The sequence below is a fragment of the Methylomonas albis genome (assembly GCF_014850955.1).
In the GTDB taxonomy this organism is placed as follows: domain Bacteria; phylum Pseudomonadota; class Gammaproteobacteria; order Methylococcales; family Methylomonadaceae; genus Methylomonas; species Methylomonas albis.
The window spans coordinates 1,325,217-1,339,477 of the sequence record NZ_JACXSS010000001.1 but is presented as its reverse complement, the minus strand read 5'-3'; the positions used below and the strand labels follow the sequence as shown (position 1 = coordinate 1,339,477).

General features: G+C 55.0%; 9 protein-coding genes. 3 read left to right on the top strand and 6 right to left on the bottom strand.

The window, feature by feature from the left end; genetic code table 11:
* Positions 1-10: 10 nt before the first annotated feature.
* The 6 genes from EBA_RS06210 to EBA_RS06185 all read right to left on the bottom strand — a co-directional run bounded on the left by EBA_RS06210 (position 11) and on the right by EBA_RS06185 (position 10,984).
* Positions 11-4,441, bottom strand: a complete 4,431-nt coding sequence (locus EBA_RS06210; RefSeq protein WP_192373839.1) for an EAL domain-containing protein — start codon at positions 4,439-4,441, stop codon at positions 11-13.
* Positions 4,442-4,446: 5 nt separating this feature from the next.
* Positions 4,447-5,391: an ABC transporter substrate-binding protein gene (locus EBA_RS06205; protein ID WP_192373838.1), complete on the bottom strand. Its 945-nt coding sequence runs from the start codon at positions 5,389-5,391 to the stop codon at positions 4,447-4,449.
* 50 nt (positions 5,392-5,441) lie between these two features.
* Positions 5,442-7,592: a TonB-dependent receptor plug domain-containing protein gene (locus EBA_RS06200; protein WP_192373837.1), complete on the bottom strand. Its 2,151-nt coding sequence runs from the start codon at positions 7,590-7,592 to the stop codon at positions 5,442-5,444.
* 202 nt (positions 7,593-7,794) lie between these two features.
* A complete protein-coding gene (locus EBA_RS06195; protein ID WP_225615973.1) occupies positions 7,795-9,633 on the bottom strand; it encodes a bifunctional protein-serine/threonine kinase/phosphatase in 1,839 nt (612 codons plus the stop codon).
* Between the two features lie 19 nt (positions 9,634-9,652).
* Positions 9,653-10,096, bottom strand: coding sequence for a cyanase (gene cynS / locus EBA_RS06190; protein WP_192373836.1), 444 nt, complete (start codon positions 10,094-10,096; stop codon positions 9,653-9,655).
* A gap of 75 nt (positions 10,097-10,171) precedes the next feature.
* Entirely contained in the window at positions 10,172-10,984 is an 813-nt protein-coding gene (locus tag EBA_RS06185) for a formate/nitrite transporter family protein (RefSeq protein WP_192373835.1), read from the bottom strand.
* Between the two features lie 521 nt (positions 10,985-11,505).
* On the opposite strand from EBA_RS06185, the gene EBA_RS06180 reads away from it, so the two are divergent.
* Genes EBA_RS06180 through EBA_RS06170 form a run of 3 tightly spaced genes read left to right on the top strand, consistent with a single transcriptional unit; the run spans position 11,506 to position 14,260 of the window.
* Positions 11,506-12,708, top strand: coding sequence for a hypothetical protein (locus tag EBA_RS06180; protein WP_192373834.1), 1,203 nt, complete (start codon positions 11,506-11,508; stop codon positions 12,706-12,708).
* Positions 12,709-12,710: 2 nt separating this feature from the next.
* A complete protein-coding gene (locus EBA_RS06175; RefSeq protein WP_192373833.1) occupies positions 12,711-13,841 on the top strand; it encodes a glutathionylspermidine synthase family protein in 1,131 nt (376 codons plus the stop codon).
* A gap of 2 nt (positions 13,842-13,843) precedes the next feature.
* Positions 13,844-14,260, top strand: coding sequence for a DUF350 domain-containing protein (locus tag EBA_RS06170; RefSeq protein WP_192373832.1), 417 nt, complete (start codon positions 13,844-13,846; stop codon positions 14,258-14,260).
* The last annotated feature ends 1 nt before the right edge of the window (position 14,261 follow it).

Genomic DNA, 14,261 nt, shown 5'->3' with positions numbered 1-14,261 from the left:
TTGTTAGTAGCTAATCCAAAGCCAGGTTAGACTGCGCCAACAAGGCCGAAAACGCTTCGGCGGACATCGGCTTGCCAAACAGATAGCCCTGCGCTTCGTCGCAGTCGTTTCGCAACAAATATTGCGCCTGCTGCTCGGTCTCCACGCCTTCCGCTATCACCTTGAATTTCAGGATCTTGGCGATGGAAATAATCACCAGCACGATCGCCGCGGCATCGGCGTCGTCGGGGATGTTTGCCACAAACGAGCGATCGATTTTCAACTTGTCGAAGGCAAATTGCTTGAGTTGATTCAGACTGGAATAGCCGGTGCCGAAATCGTCTATCGAAATTTGCAAGCCGGCTTCCCTGAGCTTGGCCAGGACAGCGCGCTTCTGCCCCGGATTGCGGATGAACAAACTTTCGGTTAGTTCCAATTCCAGATATTCGGCGGGGAAGCCGGATTCGTTGACGATAGCGATAACTTGCGCGACAAAGTCTTCTTGATCCAATTGCCGTGCCGATACGTTGACCGCCATCGTGAAGGGCGGATAGCCGCTTTGCCGCCAAATTTGGCTCTGCCGACACGCCTCGCCCAACACCCATGCGCCTATCGCCTCGATCAGGCCGATTTCTTCGGCGACCGGAATGAACTGATCAGGCGCTATCAAGCCCAATTCGGGATGCCGCCAACGGATCAACGCCTCAGCGCCGACGATCCGTCCGGAATCCAGATCGATTTGCGGCTGGTAGTGCAGAAAGAACTCTTCGCGTTGCAACGCCCGGCGTAAATCGCTTTCCAGACGCAGCTTGGTCGACACGACAAATTCCATGTTGTCTTCATAAAAACAGTAAGTATTACCCTGTTCCTTAGCGCGATACATCGCGGTATCGGCGTGTTTGATCAGCAAACCGCTGTCTGTACCGTCGGCCGGATACAAAGAAATGCCGATACTGGAGCTGATGTAAAACTCCTGCTGCATCAGTGAGAATGGCTGGGCGATGGCGATACAAATCTTGTCGGCAACGGCAGCGGCGACTTGCGGATTGGTGATATTTTTCAGCAGCAGGGTAAATTCGTCGCCGCCGAACCGAGAAACCATGTCTTCCCGGCGCACGCAACCTTGAATCCGTTCTGCTGCGGCTTTCAGCAATTGGTCCCCGACATCGTGTCCCAAGGTGTCGTTAGTCAGCTTGAACCTATCCAAATCCAGGAACAGCACGGCATGAAGCTGATTTTGATCCGCGCCGGTAGCTATGACCGAATTCAGCCTGTCGATGAATTGCGCGCGATTGGCCAGATTGGTCAAGGGATCGTGGTAAGCCAGGCGATTCAAGGTCCGCTGCGTCAGGCTGGCCTCCAACAAATGCGCGATACGTTTACGCAATACCGCGAAATGGATCGGCTTGGGAATGTAATCGTTAGCCCCGATCGAGAATGCCAATTCCACCGAATGGTCGTTTTCCAGTGCGGTGATCATCAGTATCGGCACGTCGGTGCCGTGGGGTAGCGCGCGAATTTTGCGGCAGGCCTCGAAACCATCCATCTCCGGCATCATCGCATCCATCAAGATCAAATCAGCCATTTTCCGCTGGCACAACGCCAGTGCCTGCCGGCCGGTGCCGGCCAAATCCACCCGGTAGCCATCTTTCTCCAGAACATCTTGCAAGGCAAAACGCATGGCTCTATCGTCGTCCGCCACCAGGATTCTGGGGCCCGCCTGAGGGATCGGATCAGCACCGGCTTCCCCACCCATTTCCAAGCGCAACAGTTGTTCGATGTAACGGAATTCGTCGCGCAACTGCTGTAACAACGCCTCGCCATTTTCAATCTGCGCATGAGCCGCCTGCTCTTCCAGTTGCCGGGCAATCAGCGCCAGTTTTTCCGCACCCAGGTTGCGACTGGCACCTTTCAGGCCATGGGCCGATTCGCATAATTGTGCGCGATTGTCCGTGGCCAGCGCTAGGGCGATTTGCTCGATTTGCGCCGGCGCATCTTCCAGGTAATAGCCGACCATCTTCACGAAACCCTGGCCGATTTCGTCGCGCAATTGCAGTAAAACCGCATGATCCAGCGTCTCGAACGCATGGTCCGGCGAGAGCGGTTCGGCGGTCAGGCACGGCCTGCCCTCGAACCAACTCAGCAGTTTCTCTCGCAACGGCTTGAGCTTGATCGGCTTGGCCAGATAATCGTCCATCCCGGCCGCCAGACATAAATCGCTATCGCCTTGCTGGGCATTGGCGGTCATTGCCACGATCGGCAGCTGGCCCAGCGGTTCCGGCAACAATCTAATGCGTCGAGTAGCCTCAAAGCCGTCCATAGTCGGCATGTGGCAGTCCATCAGGATCAAATCGAAAGCCTGATGCTCCAGCCAGGACAAGGCCTCGACGCCGGAGCCGGCGATTTCATAGCGGCAACCGAGTCGCTCCAGCATACCCGCCGCCACCATTTGACTGGCGCGGTTGTCTTCGACAATCAATATCCGTCGCCCTAGTGCGACGGTTTGCTCGACTTCTGTTACCAAACCGGACCCAGGTTCCTGATAATCTTGCCCGGCGGTCAATATGAAATCGTATAGTTTGGAAACTTGTACCGGTTTCGCCAACTGCGCGGCAACGTTTGGCAAGCGCGATAGATTGACAGCGTTGCCGGGCTCGGACAACAGTACGATTTTGACATCGGCGAGCGCCGGATCGTGTACGATCATATCCACCCAAGTGTTGTCGCCGTTATCTCTCAGATCGATGATGACAAAATGATAAGCCTGGTCTTGATCACTGGCGGAACGCAACATGTCCACGACTTTAATGCCGTAGCCGCTGTGTCGGTAGTGAATTTTCCAGCGCTCCAGACTTTGCGCCAAAAATTGCCGCATTTTGTCATTCTCGGTAACGACCAATATCCGCAGATTGGCGAAATAGGCTTGCCTGGCCTCTGAGATGCCCTCATTACCGCGTGGCGGCTTGAAAGGTACCGTAAACCAAAACGAACTACCCTGCCCTTCCCGACTTTGGACGCCGATTTGCCCCCCCATCAGTTGCACCAACTGCCGGCAAATTGCCAGTCCCAGGCCCGCACCCTCATAGTGTCGAGTCCTGGAACCGTCGGCCTGGACAAAGGCGTCAAAGATACTGGCTTGCGCTGCCTCGGGTATGCCCATCCCGGTATCGGTCACACAAAACCTCAACTGGATGGCATCACTTTCCGCCGCTTCGGCGTGGACATCAATGACGATACCGCCTTGTTCGGTAAACTTCAGCGCGTTGCCGATCAGATTAATCAGCACCTGCCGCACCCTGGACGCTTCACCGTTCAACACCAACGGAATATCGTCGGCTATGGAGTAAGTGAGTTGCAGATTCTTGCGGTGCGCCTGAGCGGACATCAACTCCACGACCTCATCCAAGGTTTCGTAAAGCACGAAGTCGACCGGCTGCCGCTTCATCATCCCGGATTCGATGCGTGAGAAATCCAGAATATCTTCGATTAACTTCAACAGCGCTTCGCCGGCGTTGCGGGCTACCATCGAGTATTCCAGCTGCTTGGGCGTCAACCCCATGTCTTGCAGCAACTCCAGCATACCCAACACCGCGTTCAGCGGCGTGCGCAGTTCGTGGCTGACATTGGCGGCAAACTCGCCTTTCAGGCGCGCCGATTCCAGCGCCGAGTCGCGAGCCCGCTCCAACTGCTTTTCCCGGGTTTCCAACACCGCCATCATCGTATTGAAGGCTTCGCCCATTTCGATAATATCGCGCGGCCCGCTCAACCTGGCCCGCACGTTTTTCTCGCCAGCGGAGGCCTTACGCATCCTCAGCGCCAGTTGTTGAATCGGTAGAGTCAAACGCCGCGACATCGCCAATAGAAACAGCAGAAACACCGTGGCCGAGCCGCTGGACGCCACAAAAGTAGTCCAGCTAATTTGGTCTTTCATGACGCTGAGTGACTGCTTGCTCATCACCAAACGCACGTAGCCAACCAATTCCGGCGCCGGCATTTGCGCCTCGAACGGCGAGGTCTCCTGCTCTGTGGTATTGCGCGCAAACACTGGAGCGGCAAAATACCAGGCTTTCTCGTTCTCATGCACCAAGGCCAGGGATTCCGGCCAGCGCGCAGCGTCGGCATCGGCGACGGGCATGGCCGGTTCGCCGCGTTCGAATAAAGGTTCCAGGACACTGTTGTAAATGGCGACGCCGCGCACGTCGGGAAACGCCAGGAAGCGTCGGGCCGGCTCCTCGGCATTCTCCTTGCTGGCATACAGCAAGGCTAGCGTGCTCTGTGCAGCAAAGGCTTCGGTGGATTGCAGGCCTTGCGCGACCCATTTATCGCGCACGATATAGTAAGACAAGGTAGAAATACCGAATGCCGACAATATCGAGATCACCACCAGACCGAAACAAAAGGTCACGGCAAGCTGTTGCAGGAAGCTTGCCCGCTTGAACCTAGGCCACCGCAAACGCTTCATTGCGTTTAAGGCACCGGGAAAACCATCGCGAATTCGCGGCGCGTCTGATTGGAAAAACGCAAACCCAGATGTTCCGCAGTGCGTAGATTGACGGCTAACAGCAAGTCCCGCAACAGCTCGACCGATTCGAATTTGCCGCCCGCCTGTAATTGCTGAATGGCCAAACCGGCCAAACTACGACCCATGCTGAAATTGTCCGGGTACAGCGAAAATAATGCGCCTTTACGCACGTGATCGAGGTTGCTGGAAAACACCACGAAATTTTTCTCCCAGGCTTCGCGCAGCACTTCCGGCAACAAGGATGATTCGTCCATTGCGGCATTTTCGCGCGGCAGCCAGAGGGCGATGGAATTGTCTTTAATTTCCAGCAAAATCTGCCGGAATTGATCAGAGGAATCGTGTAAATTCCCGGTCGGCTGCGCCACCAGCGTCAAGCCACGTTCAAGTGCCGCCCGTCCGGCGCGCTCGATCTCCCAAGCGGTTTGCCGAGGATCGTAGATCACGGTAATTTTTTTCACCTCCGGCACCAATTTCTTCAAATGGTCAAACATGGCTTCCGGGGCCGGCGTCAAACTGATACCGGCCAAACCTTGCACCTCATCCGGCCGGATCATGGTCGCCCCTATCACCACCGGAAATTCGGTGGATACCGATTTGGCAACTGCCAAGCCGGCCCGGCCCAACGTCACGACCACATCGATCCGATCCTTTTTTAGGTCCTGAATCAATTTTTCTGCGGACTTATCGCGCTCGCTCAGCAGGTAATGACCAACCGGCTTACCCAGTTCTTGTTCCATACCGCGCGCAATCTCCATGAACACAGAACGGTAAGGCTCGCGCACATCGGGGTAAACAATGGCAACGGTAGGTGCTTGCGCCCAAGCACCGCCGCATAAAGGGCACAGTAGACATAAGGCCAAGCCTAGCTGAAAAAAAAGTCTATAGAACAAAATGACTCCCGAACTGCGGTAAAAGCAAGACCCGACCAACGGCGCCTCGACTAAAAATGAAGACTAATTTCGCCGTAAAAACTGCGCGGCGCCAACGGCAAATCGTTGGGAATGGCAGCCGGATTGCCGGCCAGACTGGGTTCCCGGGCGCTGACATCGAACAGATTGCGCACCGAAAAAGCCACTTCAAGATGCTTGGCCAGATTTTGCCGGCGTAGCGTCACATCCACCCAAGTATAATCCGCGACCGGCTTACGCGTATCGCCAAAACTCCGATCTCGGCCCACAATCCATTTCACTTGCGGACTGATTTGCCAATCGGGCAAAAACTCCCAATTCAGACGCAGATAGACCTGATGGTGCGGCGCATAGCCGCTATCGCGATCCAGGGCCTGGTCACGACTACGCTGATAAGCGTAGTTGCCGATAATTTTCAAGCTGTCGGCGGCCTGCCATTCCGCTTCCAGTTCGGTACCGTAGCCTTGCTGGGTACCGGTATTTTGCGCGGTCGAGGTGGTGGCATTGGCATCCGGTACAAAACGAATGATGTCCTTCCACCAGAAGTTAAAGAAATTCAAACCCAGGCGCAGGCTGTCCGTCGGCCGATAGTCGAAACCTAACTCGACGTTTTCCATGGTTTCCGGGCGCAAGGCGGAGTTACCGAGTTGCGCCGGATTGTTGATGATATACATTTCCTGAAACGACGGCGCCCGAAACGCCGAGCCATACATCAGTTTTGCCGTTAAATCGTAGCTGGCTTCCCAGATCAAGGCCGCGCGCGGATTGAAGGTGTTGCCGAAGTCCGAATAGCGGTCGTAGCGGGCGCCGGCGGTCAAACTCCAGTCGTTGGCAAAATTCCATTGGTCTTGTAAAAACAGGTATGCCACTTTCCGGTCCACTTCTGGGATGAACGTCGCGGAAGTGCCGGAGACGTCGGTCAGCGGAATGCCCGGCAAGGACGGTATTGGGGTACCGGTGGCGGGATCGATACCGAAGTTCTGACTGACCCGCGCCTTGAACAGGCTGTCGTAATTAAAACCGATGCCGCTACGTAACTGATGCGCTTGAAAGCCACCGTATGCGAAGGTTTGATTGATGCGAACATGCCGTTCCCACACCTCCGGATTGCCTATGTAACCGCTGGGAAAGGTGACCGGCGCGCCGGCACCGATCTGGCCATTGGCGCCGATGGGCAAGGTCGCGCCGGCCGGAAATAGCGTCAAATTGCGCTCGATTTCCTGGCTGGTTTCGAAATAACTGGCTTGCGTCGTCAAATCCCAGTTTTCAATGTCGCCGTTATGGTAAGTGATGTCGGCATTCCAGCGGTCGCTGGCATAGCGGTTGACCGGGTCCAGGGCTTGAGCGATGCCCGAGCCGTTGCCCAAATCGCTACGGTGTTGCAGCCCGCCACGAAACCGCCAATTGCCGCGCGCCAAATCCAGCCGGGCGTCAAGATTGTCGCGGGACAAATTGAGCGGCCCCGGTGCCAGCGAAGCGTGGGTCCCCAATAAACTATCGAATTGGCTTTGCAGATCGGCATCGACCATAGCATTTTGCCCCGCAGTCTTGTGGTATTCAAAAGCCAACGCCACATCAAAGCCGGCCCATTCGCCGCCATGCAAGCCCCAGCCGTCGTAAGTGTCAAAGCTGCCAACGCGGCCGCCGACCTCGGTGCCTTCAATGTCCTGTTTGGTTTTGCTGATGACGTTGATCACCCCGGCAAACGCATCGGCACCGTATACCGCCGATCCCGGCCCGCGCACAATTTCGATACGGGCAATGTCGCGGATCGGCATGCCGCCCCAGACCTCGCCGCGGCTGCCGGTATAAGAATTGGTAATCGGGATACCATTAATCATCATCAGCACTTGCTGATTGAACTGCGAATAAATGCCGCGAAACGTGTAAATCGGGTTATAGCCTATCGTGTTGCGTTCGACATGCAGGCCGGGGACGCTTTCCAGCGCTTCGTCGATGTCGGTGGCACCCATTTGTTTGATGTCGTCTGCAGTGATAACGGTGGCAATTGAAGGCGCTTTGGAAATCGGTTGTTTGTAACCACTGGCGATACTGACCATATCCTCAGTGCCGTAGATTTGCGACAAAGCTTTTTCTTCCTCTTCCGTGGAGACCGGTTGCGCATGCGCGGACCCGATTATCAGGCAAGCGCAACAAGTAACAAGCAGCGGGCGGACTGACATGGCTAACTCCAGTTTTGAATTCTAGTTATTTAGGAAGTTATGCATTAACGCTGGGACTAATGTAGCCGGAGCATACCAAGAAGTGGGCGATGATTGTTAATTTTCAGCCCATCGATTAATGTGGAAATCCTTGCAGGATTTCCGACACAGGTGGAAGGATAGCAGAGACAATTAAATCCGGGCTGGCGATAGCCAGGACATGCTAATGGTTGAGTGAGGACCCCGCCCGGTTTGCCGCAGGCGCCGAGGCCGGCCTGCCCTGTTCCGCCAGGCTGTCAGGAGCGCAGTTAATGGTCTCGGGCTGTTCGGTTTTTGTGGATAGGCTAATTAGCAAAGCCGCGATAACGCCCAGCAAAATGCCGGACACGCCTTTCCAGAACGCTGCTGGATTGCGTTCCAGCAATGCCGAACCGGTTTTGGTCAAAAACGCCGGGTTGGGATGGCGTAAGTCAAAGATGAATTCGGATAAGTCTTCGTAGCGTTTATATGGATCGGGATGGGCGCCCTTGCGAATCGCGTCGTCAACCCAGCCCGGAATATCCCGGTTACGGTACAAGGTGGCGTCGTAACTGAGTTTGTTTTGTGCGGCCCGGGACTTACATTTAGCCACTTCCGCCCCGTAAGGCAGTTTGCCGGTGAGCATTTGATAGGTAATCACGGCCAGAGAAAACTGCTCTGAACGCACGGTGCCCGGCTCGCCCAGAAAATACTCCGGCGCGGTATATTGTGCGGTACCGAGCATCTGCTGGTGGCCGATGGGCGTACCCATTTCCATCACACCCGCCACTCGGGTCGACCCAAAATCGATGATTTTAACGGTGCCGGTGCTGTCTATCATGATGTTGTCCGGCCGCAAATCCTGATGCAACATTTCCAGCCTATGAAAGCCGCGCAAGCCCTTGGCGATTTGTTCGACGATGCCGCGCACGGTTTCCAGATCCGGTTGCGAATGATCGATCATCCATTGCTTCAGGGTCTGGCCGTCGATAAATTCCGTCGCCACATAGAGAAAATTGCGTTTGCGGGTCTGCGCGCAGGGCTTTAAAACATGGGCGTTATTGATGCGCCGGGCAATCCAGTCTTCCATCAGAAAACGTTCCAGATACGCAGGATCGCCGCGCAAATCGATGGAAGGGGTTTTTATCACCACCTGCGCCTGAGTGTCGTTGTCCAGCGCCAAGTAGATATGGCTGCGGCTACTGGCGTGTAATTGGCGGACAATGGTGTAGCCGTCGAATTCCATCCTGGCTTCCAAAGACGGCGGAAACGGCAAGTCGGTTAAGGACTGATACAGCTCGTTGGCGCTGGGTAGTGGCAGTTGGTCGATGCGGACAATTTGTATCGTCAGATTATCGCCGCTGCCATTTTCATAGGCCGCCTCGACAATAGCTTTGGCTGCGGCGTCCAAATCGTCGCCGGCTTGGCCGATGGTTTGGGTGATAGAACGCGGAGTGAGGTATTCGTAGACGCCGTCGGTCGCCAACACAAATATGTCGCCCAAACTGACAGTCAGCGCCTGATAGTCGATTTCCAGATGCGAGTCCATGCCCATGGCCCGGCTCAGATAGCTTTTTTCCTGAGACAGCCACAAACGGTGGTCGTGGGTCAGCTGTTCCAGTTCATCGCCGCTTACCCGATAAATCCGCGTGTCGCCCACAGAAAACAGATGCGCGGTGGTGGATTTGATCACTAGCGCGCTCAAGGTACAGACATAGCCGCGATCCATGTCGTAGCAATCGCGGCTTTGCCTGGTTTGCGCGTACAGCCAGGAATTGGTGGCCGTCAGCACCCGTTGCACCGACTTTTTCACTGACCAGGCTTCCGAGGTGCAAAAATAATCCGCCAAAAACCCGGTCACCGCCGCCTGGCTGGCGATGTGGCTAACGTCGCTACTGCTGATGCCGTCGGCCAAGGCTATCGCAATACCTTTGGCGCTTAACTGCGGTTCCTTGGCAATATAAACGCCATGAAAATCCTGATTCAGCGGCTTGCGGCCCTTGTCGGAATATTGGCCTACAGTGATGCTTAGTTTCCCGGACATGGTTTAAAGCAAAGCAGCCTCAGTAACTCTTGTAAGGCAGAAACTTTCCGCTCATCACGATCTTGACCCGGTCGCCTTTCGGATCGGGCTCACGCTGCAAGTCCATACTAAAATCAATCGCGCTCATGATGCCGTCGCCGAACTCTTCGTGGATCAAGGCCTTAAAGGTGGTGCCGTAGACATTCACCAGCTCGTAAAAGCGGTAAATCAACGGATCGGTCGGCACGGCGCTGGGCAGCGAACCTTTGTACGGCACCATTTGCAGTTGGGCGATAGCCGCTGGCGGCAACTCCAATAGCGCGCCAATGATCGCGGCTTGCTCGGCGTTCAAGGTCATCTGCCCCAACAGCGCCGCAGTGGTCCATTCCTTACTTAAACCAATCGCTTCAGCCAGTTGCGCCCAGCTCAATTGCTTGGCTAGTTTTTGCGTGACGACCAATTCGGTCACTTCGTTACGTGTCATTTTTAACTCCTTTTGCCTAGAACAGCGAGAAAAAGGCCTCTGGCAAAATAGCGTCGAGGCCGGATCGAATTGCGCTTAGTTGAAAGAACGCTTCGGCGCGGTTTTGACATGCGTGGAATACAGCGTCAAACCGGTAAAAGCCAAACCGCCAACCAGATTACCCAACACAGTTGGAATCTCGTTCCAGACAAAATAATCCATAATCGAAAAATTGCCGCCCATGATCAGGCCGGAGGGAAATAAAAACATGTTCACGACCGAATGCTCGAAGGTCATGGCAAAGAACAGCATGATGGGCATCCACATCGCAATTACCTTACCGCTGACCGAGGTGGAAATCATCGCCCCCACCACGCCGGTGGATACCATCCAGTTACACAGCATGCCGCGGATGAAAATGGTAAACCATCCCGCCAGGCCGTATTTGGCATAGCCCAGCGTCCGCGCTTCGCCAATGCCGGCCAGTTTTTTGCCAACGGCGTCCGGCTCCACGGAGAAGCCGTAGGTAAAGACCACTGACATCATCACCGCCACCGTTAAAGCGCCGAGAAAATTGCCCAAAAACACCAAACCCCAGTTTCTGAGGATGCCGCTAACTGTCACGCCGGCGCGTTTATCCAGCAAAGCCAGCGGCGTCAATACAAACACCCCGGTCAGCAAATCAAAACCCAGTAAATACAGCATGCAAAAACCGACCGGGAACAAAATGGCCCCAAAGATCGGCGAATTGGTTTGCACGGTAATCGACACCGCAAATACTGCCGCCAAGGCCAGGATAGCCCCGGCCATATAAGCCCGAATCAGCGTATCGCGGGTTGACATGAAAATTTTGGATTCACCGGCATCGACCATCTTTGTAACGAATTCCGAAGGGATCAGATAGGACATAACTCACCTTTAAATTGTGGGAAGGATTTGAATTTCGGTGTTTATCAAGCACCGCCATTCGTTTGATTAAGCCTGAGTGCGCAAGCTAAAGCTCCCCTGAAAACTGGCGTGTTTGTTACTCGTAAGCGAAAGTCCTGAAGGCAATAAAGCGGGACAACGGACGAGCAAACAATGCTGCGGGTATAAAACCAGCAACGTTTCAACGCCGTTGTTGAAGGGAACCGAGGGTGCGCCATTGCACCGCGTAACCTGCAGCACGGACTGTGCCAGCTACAGAAATGCAGCGCCGACGGGCTTTGCACTAGGAAATTAAACGAACCCAGACCGCCACACGCACCAAAAGGAACTGACAGCGCACCAAAACAGGCAAAGTTGAAGCTAAAGTCAGTCCATCGGTAACCGGCTTCCGTGCGACAAATACCCATCCGTTATTTTCAGCAAAAACACCGAGTAGCGGCTATGCTTCGCCGACAATTGCCGAGCAATCGATTCTAACGCCACCGCCTTATGTAGCCGAGCCTATGCCATCGTCGTCGCTGAATAAAAAACTGGTTCTTACTTACAGCCTGTGGAATAAACTACTAGCCCTATTGGGGTTAGCGCTAGCCTTTCTGCTGGCTTGGATCGGATTTCTGAGCAATTTTTTCCTCCTCGAAGTTAGTTGTATTTTGTTGGTCGCTTATATTGTTTGGTGGAGTCTTGACATTATTGCGGTGGAATCAATTACCTTTTATCCAGACAAAATCGTCAGGAGCATGTGGTTCGGTCAAATCATAATTCCAACTCACGCATTGATGGACGTTTCATCCAGAAGCCGAAATAGCGGTGAGTCATTGCGATTTTTTCACGGCTCCAGCAAAAACATCCGAGAATCGATTCGGGTAGCAAACAATTTTTTGTCGCCGGAGCTGCGACTATGGCTGGACTCCTATCGCCGTAACATCTATCGGCTGGGCAATTTCTCCAGCAGCCCATTGAGCAGTAATAGCGCGGTCTGCGTGGAGTTCGACAAAGCGGTGTCGTCCTTCCGTTTCATGGCCGTGCTGACCGCCGTATATCTGTTGGTATACGTGATCTATGCAACGATGCTGTACTGGCAACATCCGGTATTTGCCGGTTACGCGCCGCAATTACCGGCGTGGCCGGTGCGCTTGTTGATTGTTGGGATTGCCTTGGCGGCCTATCCGCTATTGCAAACACTAGCCAAGCCGCCCGCTGGCGTGCCGAACTATTCCTTACGGGTGGCGCAGGCCCAGCAGCAGGCCTTCCGTTCCGCATTGATCGCCAATGGCGTGGCCTGGTTGGGCTTGCCGCTGTTTCTGCTGTGCGGTAACAGGCTGGATTTTTATCTGCTGCTGTCGATAGGCGGGCTTTATCACTACGACTTCTATCCCCGCCTATCCACCTGGGAAAGCGTGTTGCAAGCCGCACCGGAAACGCGGCCGGTGCAAGCGACAGTCCCTCGGCGTTCCATGCAGGTTTCCTTGGCGTTATTGGGCGGCTTATCGTTAGCCAATTATCATGGGAACCCGGACGATTTTCGGATACGCCAACAAGATTGCGTAGACGACCAGGGCAACCCGATTGAATGCCGAAGCAGCGGTGGCCATGGCGGCGGCTCTAGCTCCAGTTATCGCGGCAACGGCAGCGCGGACAGCCATAGTTCGGTCAGACGCGGCGGCTTCGGTTTCTTCGGTGGTTCGCACAGTTCTTTCGGCGGCTAAGCATGCAACGGATCGAGATAAGGCCCCGCGCCGATTGGCAGCAGCGGGTCGAAGCCGTAGGGATGATTTATCACACCTTGGACGGCGATGTTTATTGGGACGAATCGGCCTGTTATCGCTTCACAGCCAACCAGATCGATATTCTCGACGACACCACCGCCGAATTGCACGCGCTGTGTCTACAAGCCGTCCAGGCCATCATCGACCGCAAATTGTTCAACAAACTGCTGATTCCGGATTGGGCCGTGCCCTATATTGTCGATTCTTGGGAACGCCGCGAGCCTAGCGTTTACGGCCGTTTCGATCTGGCCTGGGACGGCAGCGGCCAGCCGAAATTGCTGGAATACAACGCCGACACGCCCACCGCGCTGCTGGAAGCGGCGGTGGTGCAATGGTTCTGGTTGCGGGACTGCTATCCGAACGCCGATCAATTCAATTCGATACACGAAAAACTGCTGGTCTTTTGGCAACATTACCGGCAGCGTCAGCCCAGCCTGCATTTTGCCGGCGTCGATAGCAGCGACGAAGACAGCGGCAATCTGGAATATATGCGCGATACCGCCGTGCAAGCCGGCCTGCAAACCCATCGTCTGGCTATCGACCAAATCGGCTGGGACGCCAGCCGGCAACGCTTTGTCGATCTGCGCAATAACCCCATTAATGCGCTGTTCAAACTGTATCCCTGGGAATGGCTGTTGCAAGAAGAGTTTGGCCCTTACCTGCCGCAAGCCCGGCCGGCGATGCTGGAGCCGCCCTGGAAACTGCTGCTCAGCAACAAAGGCCTATTGCCGATTTTATGGGAGCTGTTTCCCAGCCACCCCAATTTGCTGGAGGCCAGCTTCGCCGATAAACCATTACTGGGCGATTATGTGCGCAAACCGCTGTATTCCCGCGAAGGCGCCAATATCCAGATTCGCCGGGGCGCCAGCCTCGTCGAAACCGGCGGCAGTTACGGCGGCGAGGCCTGCATTTATCAACGCTATACGCCGCTGCCCAATTTTGCCGGCAATTTCCCGGTGATCGGCTCCTGGGTCATCGCCGATCAACCGGCCGGCATCGGCATCCGGGAAGACAAAACCGAAATCACCGGCAACAATAGCCGGTTCATCCCGCATTATTTCGTCGAGAATTGACTATGGAATCGCTAGACCTCTCTCACATCCTGGCCGGCGCCAACGGCTTTTTTCTGCACTTCGTTGCGGCCGCCGCGCTAACCGGCGTGTTTGCTTTCTGTTATCTGTGGATTACTCCCTACGCGGAATTCCAACTGATCCGCGAGGGCAAAACCGCGCCGGCGGTGGCGTTTAGCGCCGCGCTGCTGGGCTTTGTATTGGCGCTGTCCGGGGCTATCGCCAATAGCGTGTCATTTATGGATATGTTGATCTGGGCCGGCATCGCTTTATTTTTGCAGGTGCTGGTGTTTGTTGGCTTGAGACTGGCCTTTGCCGATCTGTGCAAACGCATCGCCGACGACGAACTGGGGCCAGCCATCATGCTGGCCGGCTTTGCGCTGGCGGCGGGCTTATTAAGCGCGGCCTGCATGACTTATTAAG

Excerpts from the sequence above, each read along its gene's own strand:
- cynS (WP_192373836.1), bottom strand. The coding sequence starts at position 10,096 with ATGACACGTAACGAAGTGACCGAATTGGTCGTCACGCAAAAACTAGCC.
- EBA_RS06210 (WP_192373839.1), bottom strand. The coding sequence starts at position 4,441 with ATGAAGCGTTTGCGGTGGCCTAGGTTCAAGCGGGCAAGCTTCCTGCAA.
- EBA_RS06175 (WP_192373833.1), top strand. The coding sequence starts at position 12,711 with ATGCAACGGATCGAGATAAGGCCCCGCGCCGATTGGCAGCAGCGGGTC.
- EBA_RS06170 (WP_192373832.1), top strand. The coding sequence starts at position 13,844 with ATGGAATCGCTAGACCTCTCTCACATCCTGGCCGGCGCCAACGGCTTT.
- EBA_RS06185 (WP_192373835.1), bottom strand. The coding sequence starts at position 10,984 with ATGTCCTATCTGATCCCTTCGGAATTCGTTACAAAGATGGTCGATGCC.
- EBA_RS06180 (WP_192373834.1), top strand. The coding sequence starts at position 11,506 with ATGCCATCGTCGTCGCTGAATAAAAAACTGGTTCTTACTTACAGCCTG.
- EBA_RS06195 (WP_225615973.1), bottom strand. The coding sequence starts at position 9,633 with ATGTCCGGGAAACTAAGCATCACTGTAGGCCAATATTCCGACAAGGGC.
- EBA_RS06200 (WP_192373837.1), bottom strand. The coding sequence starts at position 7,592 with ATGTCAGTCCGCCCGCTGCTTGTTACTTGTTGCGCTTGCCTGATAATC.